The organism is Psychrobacter sp. van23A, assembly GCF_030845275.1.
GTDB lineage: Bacteria > Pseudomonadota > Gammaproteobacteria > Pseudomonadales > Moraxellaceae > Psychrobacter > Psychrobacter faecalis.
Genome location: NZ_CP132595.1, coordinates 2640554 through 2660893, shown reverse-complemented (window position 1 = coordinate 2660893; position 20340 = coordinate 2640554). Strand labels below are relative to the sequence as shown.

At 44.4% G+C, this 20340-nt stretch carries 20 protein-coding genes; 12 read left to right on the top strand and 8 right to left on the bottom strand.

Annotation, left to right across the window (positions count from 1 at the left end):
* Positions 1-96 precede the first annotated feature (96 nt).
* The 7 genes from RAH45_RS11345 to RAH45_RS11315 all read left to right on the top strand — a co-directional run bounded on the left by RAH45_RS11345 (position 97) and on the right by RAH45_RS11315 (position 8534).
* Entirely contained in the window at positions 97-1551 is a 1455-nt protein-coding gene (locus RAH45_RS11345) for an imelysin family protein (protein ID WP_068408635.1), read from the top strand.
* Between the two features lie 306 nt (positions 1552-1857).
* Entirely contained in the window at positions 1858-2559 is a 702-nt protein-coding gene (locus RAH45_RS11340; protein ID WP_306495280.1) for an IS1 family transposase, read from the top strand.
* A 120-nt stretch (positions 2560-2679) separates the two neighbouring features.
* Positions 2680-4341 carry a di-heme oxidoreductase family protein gene (locus RAH45_RS11335; RefSeq protein WP_102076442.1) on the top strand — a complete coding sequence of 554 codons (1662 nt, stop codon included), beginning with the start codon at positions 2680-2682 and terminating at the stop codon, positions 4339-4341.
* A gap of 100 nt (positions 4342-4441) precedes the next feature.
* A complete protein-coding gene (locus RAH45_RS11330; RefSeq protein WP_198329079.1) occupies positions 4442-5587 on the top strand; it encodes an imelysin family protein in 1146 nt (381 codons plus the stop codon).
* Between the two features lie 3 nt (positions 5588-5590).
* Positions 5591-7165 carry a DUF1513 domain-containing protein gene (locus tag RAH45_RS11325; protein ID WP_198329078.1) on the top strand — a complete coding sequence of 525 codons (1575 nt, stop codon included), beginning with the start codon at positions 5591-5593 and terminating at the stop codon, positions 7163-7165.
* Positions 7166-7167: 2 nt separating this feature from the next.
* A complete protein-coding gene (locus RAH45_RS11320; protein WP_068407537.1) occupies positions 7168-7848 on the top strand; it encodes a M48 family metallopeptidase in 681 nt (226 codons plus the stop codon).
* Between the two features lie 80 nt (positions 7849-7928).
* Positions 7929-8534: a methyltransferase domain-containing protein gene (locus RAH45_RS11315; RefSeq protein WP_068407540.1), complete on the top strand. Its 606-nt coding sequence runs from the start codon at positions 7929-7931 to the stop codon at positions 8532-8534.
* Here the strand turns inward: RAH45_RS11315 and RAH45_RS11310 are convergent.
* Both RAH45_RS11310 and RAH45_RS11305 read right to left on the bottom strand, forming a co-directional pair.
* Positions 8512-9186, bottom strand: a complete 675-nt coding sequence (locus RAH45_RS11310; RefSeq protein ID WP_068407543.1) for an HD domain-containing protein — start codon at positions 9184-9186, stop codon at positions 8512-8514. The genes RAH45_RS11315 and RAH45_RS11310 overlap by 23 nt on opposite strands.
* 53 nt (positions 9187-9239) lie before the next feature.
* Complete coding sequence (locus RAH45_RS11305) at positions 9240-10148, bottom strand: hydrogen peroxide-inducible genes activator (RefSeq protein ID WP_068407545.1); 909 nt, start codon at positions 10146-10148, stop codon at positions 9240-9242.
* 280 nt (positions 10149-10428) lie between these two features.
* On the opposite strand from RAH45_RS11305, the gene ahpC reads away from it, so the two are divergent.
* Both ahpC and RAH45_RS11295 read left to right on the top strand, forming a co-directional pair.
* Complete coding sequence (gene ahpC, locus RAH45_RS11300) at positions 10429-10995, top strand: alkyl hydroperoxide reductase subunit C (protein WP_068407548.1); 567 nt, start codon at positions 10429-10431, stop codon at positions 10993-10995.
* Positions 10996-11419: 424 nt separating this feature from the next.
* Positions 11420-12289 carry a glucose 1-dehydrogenase gene (locus tag RAH45_RS11295; protein ID WP_068407550.1) on the top strand — a complete coding sequence of 290 codons (870 nt, stop codon included), beginning with the start codon at positions 11420-11422 and terminating at the stop codon, positions 12287-12289.
* A 192-nt stretch (positions 12290-12481) separates the two neighbouring features.
* Here the strand turns inward: RAH45_RS11295 and RAH45_RS11290 are convergent, their stop codons facing one another.
* On the bottom strand, positions 12482-12730 hold the full coding sequence (locus RAH45_RS11290) for an HP1242/YdcH family protein (RefSeq protein WP_068407586.1): 249 nt from the start codon (positions 12728-12730) through the stop codon (positions 12482-12484).
* A gap of 515 nt (positions 12731-13245) precedes the next feature.
* Here RAH45_RS11290 and ahpF point away from each other — a divergent pair.
* On the top strand, positions 13246-14823 hold the full coding sequence (gene ahpF / locus RAH45_RS11285) for an alkyl hydroperoxide reductase subunit F (protein WP_068407553.1): 1578 nt from the start codon (positions 13246-13248) through the stop codon (positions 14821-14823).
* Positions 14824-14923: 100 nt separating this feature from the next.
* Here ahpF and RAH45_RS11280 read toward each other — a convergent pair whose 3' ends face one another.
* The 4 genes from RAH45_RS11280 to RAH45_RS11265 form a co-directional block, all read right to left on the bottom strand.
* A complete protein-coding gene (locus RAH45_RS11280; RefSeq protein WP_068407556.1) occupies positions 14924-15256 on the bottom strand; it encodes a protein tyrosine phosphatase family protein in 333 nt (110 codons plus the stop codon).
* 81 nt (positions 15257-15337) lie between these two features.
* Complete coding sequence (locus RAH45_RS11275) at positions 15338-15664, bottom strand: protein tyrosine phosphatase family protein (protein WP_068407559.1); 327 nt, start codon at positions 15662-15664, stop codon at positions 15338-15340.
* A 185-nt stretch (positions 15665-15849) separates the two neighbouring features.
* Positions 15850-17559 (bottom strand): SulP family inorganic anion transporter, encoded by a 1710-nt coding sequence (locus RAH45_RS11270; protein ID WP_068407562.1) that lies wholly within the window; start codon positions 17557-17559, stop codon positions 15850-15852.
* A gap of 55 nt (positions 17560-17614) precedes the next feature.
* The gene (locus RAH45_RS11265; protein ID WP_068407589.1) at positions 17615-17905 is read right to left on the bottom strand and encodes an ArsR/SmtB family transcription factor; all 291 of its coding nucleotides are present in this window, start codon (positions 17903-17905) and stop codon (positions 17615-17617) included.
* A gap of 409 nt (positions 17906-18314) precedes the next feature.
* On the opposite strand from RAH45_RS11265, the gene RAH45_RS11260 reads away from it, so the two are divergent.
* Both RAH45_RS11260 and trxA read left to right on the top strand, forming a co-directional pair.
* A complete protein-coding gene (locus RAH45_RS11260) occupies positions 18315-19181 on the top strand; it encodes an MBL fold metallo-hydrolase (protein WP_068407564.1) in 867 nt (288 codons plus the stop codon).
* A gap of 166 nt (positions 19182-19347) precedes the next feature.
* Complete coding sequence (gene trxA, locus RAH45_RS11255; RefSeq protein WP_068407567.1) at positions 19348-19785, top strand: thioredoxin; 438 nt, start codon at positions 19348-19350, stop codon at positions 19783-19785.
* 112 nt (positions 19786-19897) lie between these two features.
* On the opposite strand, the gene RAH45_RS11250 is transcribed toward trxA, so the two are convergent.
* Positions 19898-20299 (bottom strand): hypothetical protein, encoded by a 402-nt coding sequence (locus RAH45_RS11250; RefSeq protein WP_068407570.1) that lies wholly within the window; start codon positions 20297-20299, stop codon positions 19898-19900.
* Positions 20300-20340: the final 41 nt, after the last annotated feature.

The following is a 20340-nucleotide window of genomic DNA, read 5'->3' as shown; positions in this document are numbered from 1 at the left end:
ATGGATTTTATCTTATTGAAATTATAAGTCTTTAAGCTTTCCTTTTATCACTTTATCTTTTGTCATTTTATCTAATGTATCTCATCGAGGACGTGTATGAATATCAGCCCAGCGACAAGCCGTAAAATTTTACCGACTACTTTAGCTGCTGCATTGGCAGGGATACTGCTAGTATCAGGATGTACCAAACAGTCTGATGAGACCACAGCGTCAGAGGCACAAACCGACGTCCAAGCAACCCAAAACAGCGATAACAAAACGTCTTCGGCTGCTGATCAGGCGCATATCGATCGATTGTTGATTAGCTATGCTGATATGGCGCACGCCGCCTATAAAGATTCTTTAGAAACGGCCAAACTTTTACAAACAGCAGTGAATACTTATGTAGACACGCCGACCCAAGCCAATCTTGACGCTGCAAAGGCTGCCTATAAAGCCGCGCGTCAGCCATATTCACAGGCTGAAGTGTTTCGCTTCGACGAAGGCTTTGTGACCGCTGATGATAAACGCGCACTTGGTAGCGTTGATGGCTGGGAAGGACAGGTAAATGCTTGGCCGCTAGATGAAGCCTTGATTGACTATGTTAGTGACAGTTATGAGGGTGAATATAACAGTCAGGACAATATTATCAATAGCAAGAGCATCACGGTTGGTAGCATCAAGCAAGATACCAGCACCATTACGCCTGACTTGCTGGCTGAGATGAACGAGATTGGTGGTAGTGAGGCTAATGTCACTACCGGTTATCATGCGATTGAGTTTCTGCTGTGGGGACAGGATACCAATGGCGTTGGTGAAGGTGCAGGTAATCGTCCGGTGAGCGACTATATAACGACCGAGGGCGAATGTACCAGCGGCGATACGACAAACACAGATGCGAGTATTTGCGAGCGCCGTGGACAGTATCTAAAAGCGGTTACCCAGTTATTGATCAATGATTTGACCGCGATGGAAGCCCAGTGGCAACCTGATAGCGAAAACACCTTACGTAGCGATATGATGGCCCGTAAAGACAAAAACGGTCTGCGTCAAATCATGTATCAAATGGGCAGCTTAGCACTTGGTGAGCTAGCTTCTGAGCGTATACAGGTGGCGTTCGTCACTGGCTCTACCGAAGATGAGCATGAATGCTTTAGTGATTTGACCCATTTGAGCTATGCCAATAATGCCCGCGGTATTCAAAATATCTTTAATGGCGGCTATAAAACCGTCGCTGGCAAGACAGTGGGCGGTTATGGACTAAAGAATTATCTTGTCGATACCGGCAATAAAGAAGCGGCTGATAAACTTGCGACTGATTTTGCTAACGTAGAAGCGGCGTTTAAAGTCATCGTTGAAAAAGCCGAGAAAGAAGGCATCAAGGTCGATCAGATGATTGCAACCGTAGGTCAAGCCAGCAAGCACGGTATTTCTGCTGAAGAGCAAAACAAACGCCGCGGCTGGATTGAAAGTAGTATCACAAGCTTACAACAGCTAACCGATGGTATCGAAAATGCAGCAAAAGCCGTTGGCATTGATAATTTAGACGCTGATGCAGGTTCACAGTTTTAAATAGTGCTTATTTAAAAGAGCGCTTATTTAAAAGGACATCTATTTAAAATGGTGCTTTTGGTTTTAATTTAGGAAGCCTTAATAGCCTGTATTTATGTGCCTGATGAGTCGTTATCAGTGAATGAGAATTATTTTTATAGAAAAATAATTTAGGTATAATATACACGTTGTCGACCGCTGTTGGCAGCGTGTTTTTTTATAGCGCAGCAATGATTTATCGAATTGAAATATTGGTGGTGTGTCAGAAAGTATGCTGAGGAGATGAAAGGAGGGTGACAGCCAAAGCAAGATGATATATTTGAGGTTATGAAGACACAAATACAGATCAATTGCCCCGACTGTCACAGTCCCAGTTTTTCGATACACGGCAAAAAAAGCTATGGCAAGCAGAACTACCAGTGCAAGGACTGCAAACGTCAATTCATTGACGACTATGCCTTAACTTATCATGGCTGTCACTCTAAAATAGAAGACATCATACGGCTAATGACGGTTAGAGGTTGCGGCGTCAGAGACATAGCCGTTATAGCCTCTATTAGTATTGGTAAAGCCCTTAGCACCATAGGCTCATCGGTCTATAAGATTACACCTAAAAAGCGCTATTATGAACGCTTAGAGATTGATGAGTTTTGGACTTACGTGTATCGCAAAAAGCGTAAAGTTTGGCTTATTTATGCTTATGACCGCGCTACCAATGAGATTGTTGCTTATGTTTGGGGCAAACGTGACCTGAAAACAGCTAAGAAGCTAAGAGCCCGTCTTAAACAACTGAAAGTCAGCTATGGTTCTATTAGCATGGATAACTGGGATAGCTTTATAACCGCATTCAAGCCTGACAAGAAACAAATCGGCAAGCAGCATACGGTAGGCATAGAAGGTAATAACTGTCGCCTTAGACACCGATTGCGACGAGCGGTTCGAAAGACCTGTTGCTTCTCAAAGAAGTTTGATAACCACTTTAAGGTGTTTGATTTGGTATTCTTCTATGTCAATTATGGCTATGTCTGATGTCAGCATACTTTTTAGAACACCACCGAAATATTTATTGACTAAAAATGCTTATCAAATAAAAGTGAAAAAATTATAGCACGCGTTTTTAATGGTTCCATACCAGAACTAAGGTTCCCTATGAGTAGCAGTAATGTGTCAACCGCCAAACAATCTACCGCATTTTATTCTCCTTTAATATTTAAAAATTCGCTATTAAAGCTATCGCTAGGAGTGACATGCGTGCTCTCATTAAGCGCCTGCCAGCCATCTCCAACGGACGACACCGCCAATAATAACGACAATAAAGCCCAAGACAGTAGCTATTTGCAAAATATAACGCCTGAGCGTGCTCAAACGATTGAAGCGCTAGCGGGCGTCCCTATGCAGCAGCTTGCCAGCTTTGATGCGCAAGAAATCAAACAAGGTGGCGATACTGGTATTAGTATCACCACGAGCGAAAGCTACTCTAAACCTTCTTCAAATATCACCGCTTCGCGTAAAGGCTCTTTCTTTATCGGCAATGCGTTTTTTAGGCAACCTTGGGTGGTCGCGCCGGCAAGTACCGATAGCCGTGATGGGCTTGGCGCTTTATTTAACGTTGCTGCCTGTCAATCTTGCCATATCAAAGACGGTCGCGGTCATGCGCCGATGAGAAGTGATGACGATGCTGATAGCTTGTTGATTCGCCTTGCGATGCCGGCGACTACCGAAGCGCAGCGCCAAAAGCTAAAAGATTCCTTGATTGAAAAAGTCGCCCATCCTATGTATGGCGGTCAATTGCAGGACCGCGGTGTGCAAGGCGTGCCTGCTGAAGCCCGAATTGTAGTACAGTGGAACGATAAACCCGTTACCTTTGCTGATGGTCATGTCGAGACCTTGCGTGCGCCAACCTTTAATCTGACCAAACCCGGTTATGGTCCATTTGATAATGAGCTGATGGTATCGCCGCGGGTAGCCTTACCGATGATTGGGCTTGGGTTACTCGAGCAGATTCCAGACGATGATATTAAAAAACAAGCAGTCAAAGTAAATAACGCTAATAGCGACATTAGCGGTAAATTTAATATGGTCATGGATCCACAAACGGGTAAAGTGGCATTAGGACGCTTTGGCTGGAAAGCTGGTCAAACCAAGCTGATTACTCAAAACCAAAGTGCGTTTAATGAGGATATGGGGCTGACCTCAAATATCCGTCCGCATGAGTCTTGTATGCCAGCGCAGACCGCTTGTGTGAATGCCGCAACAGGTGCTGATGAACAAGGTAATGGTAAGCCGCCCGTCGAAGTCAATGATGAAGTGGCAAAGTTCGTCGAATTTTATACCCGTAATCTGGCGGTGCCGCATCGCCGCAATGCCGAAGACAAGCTGGTATTGGCCGGCAAAAAACGCTTTTATGATATGGGCTGTCAAAGCTGCCATACGCCGCGTTATCAGTTGCCAAAAACCGACGATGACCATCTTGAGCAGCACGGACAAGTGATTTATCCTTATACCGATTTATTGTTGCATGACATGGGCGATGGCTTGGCTGATCGTACCATTGCGGGTAAGCTGCCATCTAAAGATTTACAGGTTGAGTTTTTAGCCAACTCTTATGAGTGGCGCACGCCTGCTTTGTGGGGCATTGGTCTTGCGCAAACCGTCGATCCACAAGCGACGTTTTTACATGATGGGCGCGCGCGTACTTTGATGGAAGCGGTACTTTGGCATGGCGGCGAAGCGGAAAAGCAGAAGCAAAAAGTACTTAAGCTTGATAAACAAGGACGCAGTGAGTTGAATGCGTTCTTAAAGTCATTATAAAAATAAGCGTATGAGCGTTAAAAGCGATGGTCATTCAACGTAAGAAATACAAAGTTAAATAATTACTTATATCAATATTCATCCAAATACTGAGAAATCTATGAAAATAAACCCTGCTTTAGCAATGGCATTATCAGCGCTAAGTGCTGGTATTCTAATTAGCTGTGTCAAACCTGCGGAAGAAAATAAAGTACCAGAGGTAGATAGCCAAGTCGCGCAAGAGGGTGCTACTTCTAAGGCTGCTGCTGAAAAAGACAGTAATGACGCTAAGGTTGCAGCAGTAGATATTAGTCCTGATACCGAAAAAACCTATCTGACCCACGTGGCAAATGACATTGTCATTCCAGCCTATGCAGATGCCGCAAAGCAGAGTGATTTATTGCATGATTTGGCAAAGAAATCTTGTCAGCAAGCGCCCGTGAGCGGTGATGCGCTAAAAGAATTGCGCGACCAATGGTTGGTGCTCGCACAAGCTTGGGCAAGCGCTGAGATGGTTAACTTTGGACCAGCGACGGCGAGCATGAGTAACTTATATATCAATTATTATCCTGATGAGCGCGGCCTGGTACATAGCGGGGTCGCTGATTTGATTGCTGCCAATCCCAAGCTTACCGCCGAGCAGTTGGCTAACGAGAGCGCCATCGTGCAAGGCGTGCCAGGCTTAGAAGAAGTGCTTTATGCCAATGATAGTTTGGATGCTGGGCAGTGCGCATATGTGATGAGCGCGAGCAGAGCTTTGAGCACACGTCTAAAAGATATCGAGAAAAACTGGCAGCAAAATGCCACTGATTTACTAGCAATTGATAAAACCGCCGAGAGCGATCAAGGTTTAAACCAATGGTTTAACTCGCTGCTGTCATTGGTTGAGACGATGAAATCTAACGCTATCGACCAGCCATTGGGTTTAACTGCTAAAGCAAAAGGTCATCTGCCAGCTGCGACCGCTGGACAAAGCCGCGCGATTATCACTGCGAAATTGGCAACCTTAAATCAAGCAATGACTGACCCTGTTTTGACTGCTATTCTTGGTGGCAATAATGAAAATGCAGTGGCAGATAATCTATCGACCGCGTTTGCCGATACCACGACGTTACTGGCACAAATGCCAGAAGATTTAGCGACTGCTGATAAAGCGACGCAGCAAGAACTACTTGATCATCTCACGAGCATTACGCGCATTATTAAGCGTCAATTGATTCCAACCCTTGGTCTGCGTGTTGGCTTTAACAGCACCGATGGCGATTAAATAATGGCTACTATTGACGCTAAGACAGCAGATAAAGAGCAAGATAAGCAGCCTAATAATGAGCTGCTGGCGACATCGGCACTGACCCTGCTTTGTGCTGCCATGGGTACAGCCGCTCTTGTCGGTATCCATCATCGTTTTCGTAAACAGCAGCAACCTGATGCCAGCTTATGGGATTATGTGGCAGGTATGGGCGCGCAGTTACAGTTGATAAACTTGACGCCTAAACGCGAGCTCGTGCAATTTCGCCACGCTTGTCAGCAAGCGGCAGTTGCATGGCAGCAGGCTTATCGCTCACAGAGAGATGACGGGCAAAATAACAAGTCTTATAGCGTAAGCGATTTTAGCGCAGCACATACGACCACAATACTGCCACAACCTGTTTGTTGGGTTAGCGGCGTGGCGTCTATGCCAAAAAACATCGCTTTAGTAACTGAAGACTGTGACGCTAGTCATAATGAGCACGACTTCGGCGTGGTTGGTATCGACGCTGATAGGCAAATCGTTTGGCAAACGACCATGCCCGAACGCGTGCATGATATTGTCGTTCAACCTATTTCTGATAGGCAAAAATTTTTTGCTAAGAATAACCAAGCACGTGATGTGGTGGTGATGGGTCGGCGCCCGAGCGAAAGGTTTTGGGTATTAGACACGGCAACTGGGCAAGTAAAGTTTGCTATTAAAGCGTCTACGCATCGTCATTTTTATGGCCATGCTTGTTATAGCCTGGATGGTAAATTGCTCTACGTGACCGAAAATGACACCGTAAGCTTAGACGGTAAAATCGGTATTTATGATGCCTGTGATCATTATCAAAAAATAGCAGAGTATGACTCGCATGGTATCGGCCCGCATGAGCTGATTATGCATCCTGATGGCGAAACGTTGGTGATTGCGAATGGTGGTATCAAAACCGAGCAAGCGTCGCGTGAAGAGCTCAATTTAGACAGTATGCGACCGTCATTGGCTTACCTCAATCGTCATACTGGCGATTTGCTTGAGCAGATTATGCCTGAGCACAATCAAATGAGCGTGCGTCACCTCGCCATGCATGACGATGGCACGGTGATGATAGGTATTCAGTTTCAAGGCGAAAAGCATATCAATGTGCCGTTAGTATTGACCCATAAACGCGGTGAGCCTGATTTTAAACCCCTTATTATGCCCAATAATCAATGGCAACGTTTCCACCAATATATCGCCAGTGTGGCGGTTGATAGTGAGCGTAACCTATTATGTGTGACCACGCCAATTGGCGGTTGTGCGGCGATTTATGACTTAAATACTCGTACATTGATTGATGATATTAGCTTACCAGATTGTGCCGGTGCAGCCGTATTAGCAAATCAGAATGCTGACAAAGCAGGCTATAACAATACCAATGCCAATGCCAATGTTAAGGCTAAGGCTAATGCGCACTCAGGTTTTATCGTTAGTGATGGACTAGGTCAGTTAACCGCGTTAACTGTTAATCATTTAGCAACTGCTGAACTTGCTAGAGTAGATAACGTTGAGCGTATTTTTATAGACAGCAAATATCATCTGATGTCGTTTGACAATCACTTACAAGCGCTGTGAGCATGAATGTGCCGTCACAGTATGATTCGCCCTTATTAAATAGCGCTATACGTTGTTTGGCGCAAGCGGATATTGAACTACACATCAGCAAAAAGCGCGTTAAAAATATCAATTTTCGCTTAAAACCGCATAAATTAATGGTCTCTATACCCATCTCTCTTAGCTCAGCGCAAACTGCTCAGGCGATAGAGAAACGCGTGCCTTGGGCAATCGCCAATCACCCGCACGTATTAGAACGCTATAAACGTCAGCAAATCCCATCACAGCAATCTATAAAAGAGGCTTCAACTGCCGATAGCACACTGCTATTGTGGGGCGTAGAGCAATCATTCACCTTAAACCACGATAAAAAAATTGCCTACTATCGGCAACATCTCTCTGAAGTAATGCCTGCATTATTTAATAAATGGCAACCGATTGTCGGCGCTTATGCTAATGAAATACGTCTAAAGAAAATGCATACGCGTTGGGGTAGTTGCAATACCCGCGCACGGCGAATTTGGTTGTCCGTCTATCTGCCAGCTTATCCTATCGAATGCACCGAATACGTCATCGTCCATGAGCTGTGTCATCTGCATCATGCCAATCATAGCCGCGCTTTTTGGCAAACGGTGGCAACGGCGATGCCCGATTATCAATATTGGCATAATATGCTGGCAGGTAAAACAGGGCAGCTAGACTAAAGTAGGAGCTACTGCTAAATAACCAGATGTCATACCTTAATCTGCTAAGATAAGGTTTTTTATCGAAACAAGGATGTGCTATGGAAAACGTCAATCAAGCGCAGTTTTGGCAACAGCGCTATAAAGAGGACAGTATCGGCTGGGATATGGGGCAAGTGTCACCACCGCTCAAAGCTTATATTGACCAGTTGCCTGAATCTGCTAAAGAGCAAGCGATTTTAGTACCGGGCGCGGGCAATGCTTATGAGGTCGGTTATCTGCATGAGCAAGGGTTTACCAATGTCACCTTGGTTGATTTTGCCCCTGCGCCGATTGAGGCTTTCGCAGAGCGCTATCTCAACTTTCCAGCAGAGCATTTGGTCTGTGCTGATTTTTTTGCGTTATCGCCTGCGCAATATCAGTTTGATTTGGTGCTTGAGCAGACGTTTTTTTGTGCCATAAATCCTGCGCGCCGTGATGAGTATGTGGCGCAGATGGCCGCATTATTGAAACCGAACGGCAAGCTAGTTGGGCTGCTGTTTGATAAGGATTTTGGACGAGAGGAACCGCCGTTTGGCGGCTCGAAAGCTGAATACCAGCAGCGTTTTGCACCCTATTTCGATATTGAGATTATGGAAACGAGCTATAACTCGCATCCGGCGCGGCAGGGCAGTGAGCTGTTTATTAAGATGCGCGTAAAATCTTAATCTCACGCTTGATGTTTTGCCGAGCCTGCTTTTCTAACCTGTCATAATAATAATCGGTTAGGTAAAGCTTCGGGTGCGCCAATAACTCTGTTAATACTGCTCTACGTCCATCACGATAATCTGGGTTTGAGACATGCGCATATTCTTGCCGAACCGCTTGGGCATATTGCTCGTAATCAGTCCAAGATGCCCCCAGAATACTCAAATCCATATCTAGTAAATAAGCGGCATCAAAGTTTTTTTGAGCGTTTGAGCATTCAGCAAGTTTATGATTGGCCGTCATCATAATGAGCGCGTAAATATGTTGGCACTGCTCAGCCGATAAATAAGGGCGTAGCGCTTCTACGGCATATTCTGCACTTTTTAGCTCATTATCTGAGCGCGTTGGCGCATATATCACGTCATGATAAAATAGTGCCAATGCGATAATATGCGACTCATTTAAAACATGCTTAATCTGCTCAAACTGCGCAAATAATTGCTCAATATGCTGCAAGCTATGATAAGCGCGCTGAGCTTCATTATAACGTATAGCGATATCTTGCCAAAGATTGTTAACTTTTTCTGGTTCTACAGCGCTATTAATAGCTGTTAAATGGCGCGCAAAAATCTTGCCAAGCTCACGCTCTATTTGCGCAAAAGCCTTTATCATTTAACTTCCTTATTCTTCTACTTTTTAGCCAACTTCCATTCACCACCAGTCATTTATTTTTTATGATCTGCCTCTTCAAAGGCTTGTTTAAATAGTTGCCCAAGCAAATTAACATCATCAACGCGGGCATAGTTTAAGCGGGTGACAAAAGCGATATGACGATGCGGCCCTTTTTCTGCTAATGGTACTGCGACTGCATTTTGGTTTTGCAAATGCAGCTGATCGAGTGCCATTTCTGGCACCAAGGTCGTGCCCATATTAGCAAGCGCCATTTGTATTAGGGTGTTCAAGCTGGCATCAGAAAAGCTTGATTTCATTTGCGCGCGGTCGAAATGACAGACGGTCAAGGTTTGATCGGTCAGACAATGTCCTTCGCCAAGTAGCATCAGATTGGCGGTTGCCAGCTCATCGGCGTTAATTTTTTCAAGCTTGGCATGGACGTCATCCTGTGGAAAGACCGCAAAGAAATCTTCCGCCCAAAACTCAAAGGTATGCAAACCATCGACCGCATAAGGCAACGCAATAATGGCGGTATCAATATGACCATAGCGTACCTGCTCAAGCAAACGCTCGGTTTGCTGCTCGATAACCGTCATACGAAATTCAGGGTAGTGTTTGCGCAGCGCAGGTAGTACTTTTGGCAGCAGATACGGCGCAATCGTCGGAATGATACCAACCGTCATCGGGTACGCAAGCGGTGATTGATGGCTATGTGCGCGCGTGGTCAAATCATTGACTTCAGAAAATATACGCTGCGCCCGCGTCAAGATGTCCTCACCGATAGGCGTAATCAAAACTTGCTTATTATTACGCTCAAAAATCTGCGTATCTAGTTGCTTTTCTAGCTCGGCGATACCCAAACTCAGCGCTGATTGTGAAATGTTACAGTCTTCTGCTGCCCGTTTAAAATGACGATGTTTGGCAACTGCTAAGGCAAACTCAAGTTGACGTAGAGTAATCATAAAACCTCTCTATTAATGGGTTTTGAACGCCATTTGTTTTGGGCGTTTATCTTGTGTACTATAGCAATTTAATGCCGATGTTCGTATAAAAAAAGCCGTTAGAATAGTTTAACAAGTTTAATAAAACAAAACATCACATTAAAAACTTTTAACTGGATTAACTATAGAATTCGCGTATAGTTTGTCTTGTAACCCAGTTAATGAGTGGGTTAATCAAAACCTGCAGCCATAAACACCAATTAACTTAACAACAATCAATTAATCAAAAAAGGAGCCAATCATGGCGTCAATTATCAATCAAGAAATTCCAGAGTTTTCAGCAGAAGCGTTTGTAAACGGTGATTTCAAAACCATCACTTCAGAAGATGTAAAAGGCAGTTGGGCTATCTTCCTATTTTACCCAGCTGACTTCACCTTTGTTTGCCCAACTGAACTTGAAGACATGGCAGCCCATTACGAAGAGCTTAAAGGCCTAGGCGTAGAAGTGTACTCAGTATCGACTGACACACATTTCACTCATAAAGCATGGCATGATTCTTCAGATGCTATCGGCAAAGTCACTTATCCAATGATCGGTGACCCAACTGGCCGTATCACTCGTGGCTTTAATGTCATGATTGAAGAAGCCGGTTTGGCGGAGCGTGGTACTTTCTTAGTAGACCCAGACGGTAAAATCCAAGTCGCTGAAATCCATGCAGGTGGTATTGGCCGTAGTGCAAAAGACATGCTACGTAAAGTAAAAGCGGCACAGTACGTTCGTGATAACGACGGCGAAGTTTGCCCAGCAGCTTGGGAACAAGGTCAAGAAACCCTTAAACCAAGCCTAGATCTAGTTGGTAAAATCTAAGGATATACTTAGATAACTTACTATTTAGACTAGCGAAAAGATAAGTATAAAATTTAATAGTAAGTTTTCATTTTTAAAAGAAAACGCTATTAAATGATGACTTAAGAACGCCCCATCGGCTTTGATTGATGGGGCGTTTTTTTGTCTATTTTTTATAGGCAGATATTTAGAGATAGATAGTGTTAGGACAAGATTACAGGCTGTCTACAGATTGTCACCTAAGTTCATTCGATTTTTATCACAGAATGCTTATGATTTAAAGATATAGTGAGTGGAAAGTAATATCGACACATCACGCACTGCTGATATCAATTTTTCTTGCTTGTTGCCATCACAGTAGAGGCGACGAAGCACTCACCTTAGTTGCACAGAAATGGTTTTACATTGAACCTATCACATAAATCGGTAATGAAGAGAGGATATTATGAGTAACGACAAATCATCTGCTAAAGAATTTCCGAAACAAGAACAATCGCTACCAGGCTCGCAGCAAGAGCAGCACCCAAGCCCTGAGGTACTGCCAAAAGAGTATCCAAATGGCAAGCTTGCTGGGAAAGTTGCTATTATCACTGGCGCGGATAGCGGGATCGGGCAAGCAGTGGCGATATTATTTGCCAAAGAAGGCGCGGACGTAGTGGTCAGCTACCTATGTGAAGATGACGATGCCAAGATGACCAAAAAGCACGTAGAGTCTTACCAGCAGCGCTGCTTACTGGTGGCGTCAGATTTATCAGAAGAAGCTAACTGTCAAAAGCTAATCGATACCGCCATCGCTGAGTTCGGCAAAATTGATATTTTAGTCAATAACGCTGGGATGCAGGTTGAGCAAGAATCGCTCACCGATATCAGTAGTGCGCAATTTGATAAAACCATTCATACCAATTTTTATCCGCACTTTTGGTTGAGTAAATTTTCCTTACCACACATGCCAGCGGGTAGCTCGATTATCAATACCACCTCTATCACCGCTTATCGCGGCAGTGACCATTTGATTGATTATGCCGCCACTAAGGGCGCGATTTTATCTTTCACCCGTGCTTTAGCCAATAATTTAATGAGTCAGGATAAAGGTATCCGCGTCAATGGCGTCGCACCCGGTCCTATTTGGACGCCGCTTATTGTGGCGTCATTTACCCCTGATGAGATAGAGAAGTTCGGTCAGAGCACGCCGATGGGCCGCGCCGGTCAGCCAAACGAGGTCGCGCCTGCTTATCTATACTTGGCCAGTGACGACGCAAGCTACGTTACAGGACAGGTTATCCATGTAAATGGCGGCGAGATTGTCGGTGGATAAAGTGAGTAGATGAGTGCTTCATTAAGTAAGTAAGTAAATGGTTAATTTAGCCAATGCTCATCGAGCGTTTATTGACTTATATTGATCTAAGTACAATTAAAATTGCGACAAAAAATAGCGGCTTGGTTCGATACTTACTTGCTCATCGAACCAAGCCGCTATTGAATCAGGTAGCGTTATAAACTAAAGTGTTTATACCGCAGAATTGAGTTTATTTTTATCGATTATTTTATAAATCTCATCTTTTAAGTGCAGCTTGCGCTTTTTCATTTTTTCTATTTCTTCGTCACAGCTGGCGTGCGTCACCAAATCCTTATCGAGCTGGTTGATTTGCTGATCAAGCTTGGTATGCTCATCAAAAATGCTCGCAAAGTAGCTGTCTTTTTGCTTAAGTTCGCAAATAATATCTCTGTTGTCTTGCCATGTATCAGTCTTTCTCATGTTGTCATCCTTGTTATAAAGCGCAGGCTTAGTAAAGCCATAGCGCATTTTAGTTAAGAGCGCTCTGATGAATTGATATGATTGTGAGACTTCATTCTTACCAAGCCAAATCGCAATTCAGCTCAGTTTTGAACAGGCTTATGCGCAGCAGAAAGGGCATTTGCTAACGACAATTAGCAGTCAATCTGCCGACCGGTAAATAAGAGTGTTTCTTATTCGCCTCATCTGATTGTAGCGAAAAAATTTACCCGATACCATGACTATCATGGATTTTCTTTTATTGATAGGTTTAAAAATTAAATAGTAATGCCTATTTATGATTTGTTTTATTAAACATAAAGTTTGAGTTTATCGGCTTGCGTGGTATGTCTAAAGCCTTGATAATAGACGTATCAAAGGTGGTAAGCCAAGTATTTATGGCTTTTTAAATCAGATACTTAGCTTGTCACCAAACCCTATTTAAATGTGCAGCGATATAGCTGACGTTACATATCTGATAATAATGAGGAACAAACATGATAGATCAAGGTTTATTAGACGCAGTCAAAAGCTATAGTGAAAACATGACCCGCCCCATTACCTTTGTATTGGGTAGCGGCGAACATAGCAAACGTGCTGAGTTGATTGATTTTTTAACTAAAATCGCCGGCACCACGGATAAAATCAATTTTGATAGCGCAGCAACTGATGACAGCTTACCAAGTCCGATTAGCTTTAAAGTCGTCAGTCATATTGATAATGCATTGACTGATACGGGGATCGTTTTTAGCGGTATTCCGGGTGGCCATGAATTTACCTCGCTGATTTTGGCGATTTTGCAAGCGGGCGGTCATACCTTAAAACTGGATGAAGGGATTCAAAAACTGATTAAGCGTTTTAATAAGCCGCTACAGTTTCAGACTTATGTCTCGCTGTCTTGCCATAGCTGTCCGGATGTGGTGCAAGCGCTGAACCAATTTGCGCTGCTCAACTATGACATCAGTAACGAGATGATTGATGGTGCGTTATTTCAAGAGCAAGTCGAGGCCAATAATATCCAAGGTGTACCAGCGGTATTTTTAAATGGTAAACCTTTTGCCAATGGTAAAATCGATACGGCTAAATTGATTGAGAAGTTACAAGAGCAGTTCCCTGATTTATTGAGCGAAGTGGCTGATGACGCTGAGCAGTTAGAGCAGCAAGATGTAACGATTATCGGTGCAGGCCCTGCTGGTGTGGCGGCGGCGATTTATACCGCGCGTAAAGGCTTAAAAGTTACCATGGTCGCCGACCGTATCGGTGGACAAGTGAAAGACACGCAAGATATCGAAAACCTAATCTCTGTACCTTTAACCACGGGTAGTGAGCTGTCAGCAAACTTCGAGAAACATTTGCACGAATATGACATTACGCTTAAAGAGCATGTCAGCGTCAAAGAAATCAGTGAAACTAAAGAAGAAAATTACCGTATTCATCTCAACACTGGGGAAACGTTTGAGACGCGCAGTATTATCTTAGCGACCGGTGCCCAGTGGCGTAAGCTTGGTGTGCCGGGTGAAGATGAAAACGTGGGTCAAGGCGTAGCCTACTGTGCGCACTGTGATGGCCCATTCTTTAAAGGTAAGGATATTGCGGTCGTTGGCGGTGGTAACTCAGGTATCGAGGCAGCGCTAGATTTGGCAGGTATTGTTAAACACGTGACCGTCCTTGAATTTGCCGATGATTTAAAGGCGGACCAAGTACTGATTAATAAAGCCAAAGAGAAGAGCAATATTGATATCATTACCAGTGCTGCAACGCAAGAGATTAAAGCGCAAGATGGTAAAGTGACTTCGCTTGTTTATCAAGATCGTAGCAGCAGTGAAACCAAAGAGCTCGATATTTCAGCCGTGTTTGTCCAAATTGGTTTGGTGCCAAATACTGAGTTTGTCAAAGGCTTTGTTGATTTAAACCGCTTTGGCGAGATTGAGATTGACGAGCGCTGCCGCACCGACCGCAAAGGTATCTTTGCTTGTGGTGACGTGACCACCGTGCCATTTAAGCAGATTAATATTGCGATGGGTGAGGGTAGCAAAGCGGCATTATCAGCGTTTGAATACTTGGTTATGCAGTAAAATGTTGTTTTAGCTTCCACTAGAGTTTTAAACCCCTAAAATCTACTAAGGTTTTAGGGGTTTTGTTTTTTGAGCAACAACAGTTTTATTCAGGGCATTATCAATCGTCTAACAAATCCATACGCTTTGCCGCCTCATAAATACCCGTTGAGCGGTTACCGGTACGGCAAAAAATCAGTATAGGCTGCTCAGCTTGGTTAAAAAAGTCAGCAAATTCTTCAACATGGTTTTGATTGAGCTCGCTACCGGCAAAAGACACTTCTTTATAAGCAAGACCTGCTTGTTTAGCCGCGGCTTCAATCTCAGCACTGGTTGGTTGGTTTGGTTCTTCACCATCTGGACGGTTGTTAATAATGGTCTTAAAACCATTTTCAGCAATCATAGGTACTTGATCAGGGGTGATTTGTCCGGTAATACTCACTTCATGGCTCATAAAAGCTCCTTTTTATTTTTTAGCGTAAAAACGAAAATTTTGCGCTTAGATTAAAATATTTCAATAAAGCCTACCTGCTTTCTATAGCAAACCTTGCATCAATGCGCTTTGATAGAGCAATTTGGCGCGTGCACCGGTGCCGCAAAACATTAGGATGGGTTTGGGCATACTGCGATAAAAGGCGGCAAACTGCTCGACAGTCGCCATGCTTAAACGCTCATCATCAAATGGTAAATGCTGATAGGTAAGGTTGGCCTTTGCCGTTGCACTGGTAAAGTCACAGCTATTAGGCTGCGTCTCTGTTTCAGCGTCAGGTCGAATATTGAGCACAGAGCGGTAGCCAAGCTCGGCAATCTTGACGCATTGGCTTGGGTAAATTTGCTTATAAATGGTTAAGTCATCGGTCATAAGTTTTTCGGTCGCGTATATTAAATGGCGTAAGGTTTTGTCTATTTCTAGATTCTGTAAATTTTAAAGGCTTATTACAATCTAGCATAACACAGTGGTCATAATAGCTATATTTTGTCACTGATGTTTTCTCAAAAGCACTTTCTGTCAGGATTAATTTAAGCGAAAAATTGGTTAGCTATAAGCTAATTATCTTTTAGCGCATTGACCGCATCCATGGTGCTTAAATAAACCTGCCCTGATAGATGGGTTATGACCGGTGTATGCTCGATAATATCCATCACCGGTCCCTTAATAAAGCTAAAGCTTAAGTGCTTTTTTTGGTTAAATAATTCTTGATTGAGGCTGATAAGCATCTCTTGTCCGGTCAAGTCAATATGATTGACCGCTGACATAATCAGGATAACCTCATGCGCCTCGGGGTACTGCCGCGTCGCTTGTATGACGCTGCGATGCACGGATTCACTATTGCCAAAAAACAAGCTCTCATCGATACGCAGCATCAATAAATTGCTAAAGGTTACCACATCATGACGATTGATATTGCGAAAATGTCCTGTACCCGCTAGCTGTCCGACGACGGCAACGTGTGGTTTACTCGACTGCCAAATGAGGCTAGCAAACGACACCATCAAACCGATGACTAAGCCAGTATTTAGCCCAAATATAAGCACCCCGATAAATGCCGCCAGAAAGCTCGCCGCATCTAAGCGGTCGCGTTGCCATGCTGACTTTAAAGTCGCCATATCAATGAGACCGATAATTGACGTCATAATAGTCGCGCCCAAGAGAGCGTAGGGCAGAGGCGCTAATAAATGACCAAAAGCGATCAACGCAGCAATCATAACCAGCACGGTTACCAGACTTGCGACTGGCGTTTTGGCGCCTGAGTCGGCATTAATCGCTGTTCGTGAAAAGCCGCCAGCGATGGTAAAGCTTTGAAAAAAGCCGCCCGCCATATTGGCCAGTCCCAGTCCGGTTAACTCACGATTGGCATCAAAGCTTTCACCGCGCAGGCGTGCATAGTTGCTGGCTACTGAGCTACTTGAGACAAAGATAATCAACGCCATCAAACCTGCGCTTGGTAATAGATTGAGCGCTTCATGAAAATCTGGCAAGTACGGTAGGGTAAAGCTGGGCAGCCCTTGCGGAATATCACCAATCGTCGCTACGCCATGCGTTGTCCAATGCAAACTCATGCTTAATACAATGGCAAGACCAAGCAAAATAAGCGGGAATAGACGCTCAGCCCATTTGGCATAAGAGGCTGACAACCAAGAGCGCCAGACCCATTTGCTCGCATAACGGTTGGCAAACAACAGCGTAAATGCCATCACGCCGATGATCAAGGTTAGCGGATGCAGCTGGCGGCCATACATCTGCATACTGGATAAATAACCAATAAGGCCATTACCGGCAATAGGAATCCCCGTCAGATATTTAAGCTGACTGACAAAAATCAATACCGCCGCGCCACTGATAAAGCCTGCCGATACGCCGCGACTGATAAACTGCATAATCCAGCCAAGCTTCAGCCTTCCCGCCAGCCATAACATCGTGCCAACCATCAAAGACAGTAAACTGGCCATCAATATATATTGCTGCGTGCCATCATTGCCATAAGGATGCAAACTACTTGCCGTCATAATTGCCGTGATGGCGACGGGCCCTACAGCTTGGACATTGCTCGAGCCTATCCACGCATATACCAGCACGGGTACGATAGCTGCATAGAGTCCATAGACCGGCGGCAACCCTGCTAGTACCGCATAGCCTAAGCTTTGCGGAATGACAAGCACGCCAACGACTAAGCCCGCGATGACGTCAGTCGGCAGGGCAGACAGCTGATACTGACGTAACCAAGCAGGAATCAGACGGGCAGCGATAGAAGGCATGGCGATATGTCATCACGATAAGAAAGTTAAAAATAATTAAAAACCAAACGCGCAGTTAGGCATCTGTTTTGGCACAAAAGCGCTCATACAATAACTGTAATACCGATAATGCATCGTCGCTTGCGATACTATAGTAGATTTGCTTACCTTCGCGGCGGGTCGTCACCAGCTCGTCTTTACGCAAAATACCTAGCTGCTGCGATAAACTTGGCTGACCGACACCGACCAAGCCCTCAAGCTCACTGACACAGTACTCGCCTTGGGTCAGCTGACACAAAAGTAATAAGCGATCAGGATGTGAGAGCGATTTTAATAACTGGCTGGCTTGCATGGAGGCTTGTTGCATTTGCTCAGCAAGGTCTTTAGGCGCAAAGTCTGCGACGTTGGCAGATGTAGGCGTGCCAGTGGGGATGGTGGTTGTGCTCAATGCTGAAGTTGAAGTAGTCAGAGCGAGCTCCTTATAAAAGATATAAATAGAAAAAGCAGAGTTTATAGATAAGTTACGGATATATATAGTTAATTATCAATGATATCGCGATTTATAGCAAGTTATCGTTATTTACATTATATAAATTGATAAAATGTATAATGATTGCTATAGTGCTGGTATTGTATTGGTAGGCAGAAGCATAGGAAATATAGGCAACACTAGGGATAGATACTATAAATCAGCAGCAAATGCCATAAATAAACGCCTATTATACGGAACAATACCTTAAAAATTAAAACATTCATATACAAGTAAAGAGGTAGCCATGCAAGTTCATTCTTTCTTACATAGCGACACGGAAACTTACACCCATTTACTGGCTGATGTGCAGCATCAAGTGTGTGCCATCATCGATCCTGTACTGGATTTTGATGCTAAATCCGGACATACGGATACCGTGAGTGTAGATGAAGTAATAGCGTTCGTTCGAGAGCAGGGCTGGACGCTGGTTTATATTATAGAAACCCATGCTCATGCCGACCATATATCTGCTGCTATCCATGTAAAAGATGAGCTTGGCGGTAAGTTGGTCATCGGGCAACATATCACCGAAGTGCAAAAAATATTTAAGCAAATCTTTAACTTTGATAGCAGTTTTCGTACCGATGCCAGCCAGTTTGATATCTTGACCGATGAAGGCGAGACCTTGACGCTTGGCGGTATTACGATTACTGCTATGTATGTGCCTGGTCACACCCGCGCGGATATGGCGTATCTTGCCGCTGATGATGAAAAAACCGTGGTCTTTGTCGGTGATACGCTATTTGCTCCCGATGTTGGTACAGCGCGCTGCGACTTCCCCGGAGGCGACGCCAAAACCCTGTATCAGTCTATCCAAAAATTGCTCGCACTGCCTGACGAAACCATCATGTATCTGTGCCATGACTATCCGAGTCAAGGTCGCAAGCATTGTCCAACCACGACGGTAGCCGCGCAAAAGCTCGGAAATATCCATGTCAAAGAGGGTATCAATGAAGCGGAGTTTGTCGAGATGCGCGAGCGCCGCGATGCCACGCTAGAGATGCCGCGGCTCATTATCCCGTCAGTACAACTCAATATCGATGCCGGACATTTTCCAAAACCAGAAGACAATGGTATGCGCTATCTCAAAGTGCCACTTAATGCGCTTTAAGCGTCAATTATATTTAGATAAACAAAAAAACTGGCAAGAAGTAGATAAATACAATTAAGCAAAAAGTTACGCAAGCACAATACGTGCAACGGTTATCTTGATGCTAGTCTATTTATAAGAGCGTTACTAAGACGCCCGCCGCTGTTATTTTTAAAGGAGTTGTATCATGAGTGAGCAAAACTCTCATCTGGTTTGTCCGCACTGCAGTGCCACCAATCGCGTACCTGCAGCGCGCCTTAATGCCGCACCGAACTGCGGCAAATGTGGTCAGCCATTATTAACGGCCAGTCCGCATGAGCTAAACGCCCAAACAGTTAGTAAAGTCATCCAAAAAAATGAGGTATTGACCATCGTTGATTTTTGGGCAAGTTGGTGTCAGCCGTGTCTAATGATGGCACCGCAGTTTAAAGCCGCAGCCAGCCAGCTGCCGCACGTGGTGTTTGCTAAGATACAAACTGATAAATATGAGCAAGCGACGGCACCTTATAATATTCGTAGCTTGCCGACGATGGTAGCCTTCAAAAACGGCAAAGAAATCGCGCGCCAGTCTGGAGCCTTACCAAGCGATCAAATCGTACAGTGGGTAAGAAGCTTAAACTCTTAATCTCAGATTGAGTTACTGCACTTCATGATTAAACATAAAAAAGCCAATATGCTTATCGCGTATTGGCTTTTTTTGTAAGAGACTTTCAAAACTATGAAACAGGTATTAATGATTACTCACCATAAATCTTAATACCATTGGCAAAGCTACAGCGCTGGATACGAGCAGATTGGATAATGGCATCACGCTCACCATAAAGTCGCGATAATTTGGCATCACGGGCTTTGGTATTGTTACTTTTACCCAAGCCAAAGCTGATATTAGGCGAGATACCCCAACGTCCGGCGGAAACCCCAACGCCGACACCTGAGGCGGCTATGGTCGATTGTTCATTGCGTGCTGCATTGACATAGCGATTGACACGGTTATATTCTTGGCTCAGTGCTTGGCAGTCATAGCTTTGATAAGTGCTCGGTGGCACGTATTGCGGCGTAATATTACCCGTTGAGGCGCAGCCCGAGAGAGCAAAAACGCCAGCTGTGGCGAGTAGTGTTGCTGCAGTAAGAGTTTTCATAATAGCTCCATAAGGCGACGTTGAGAGGTTGATATTTATTT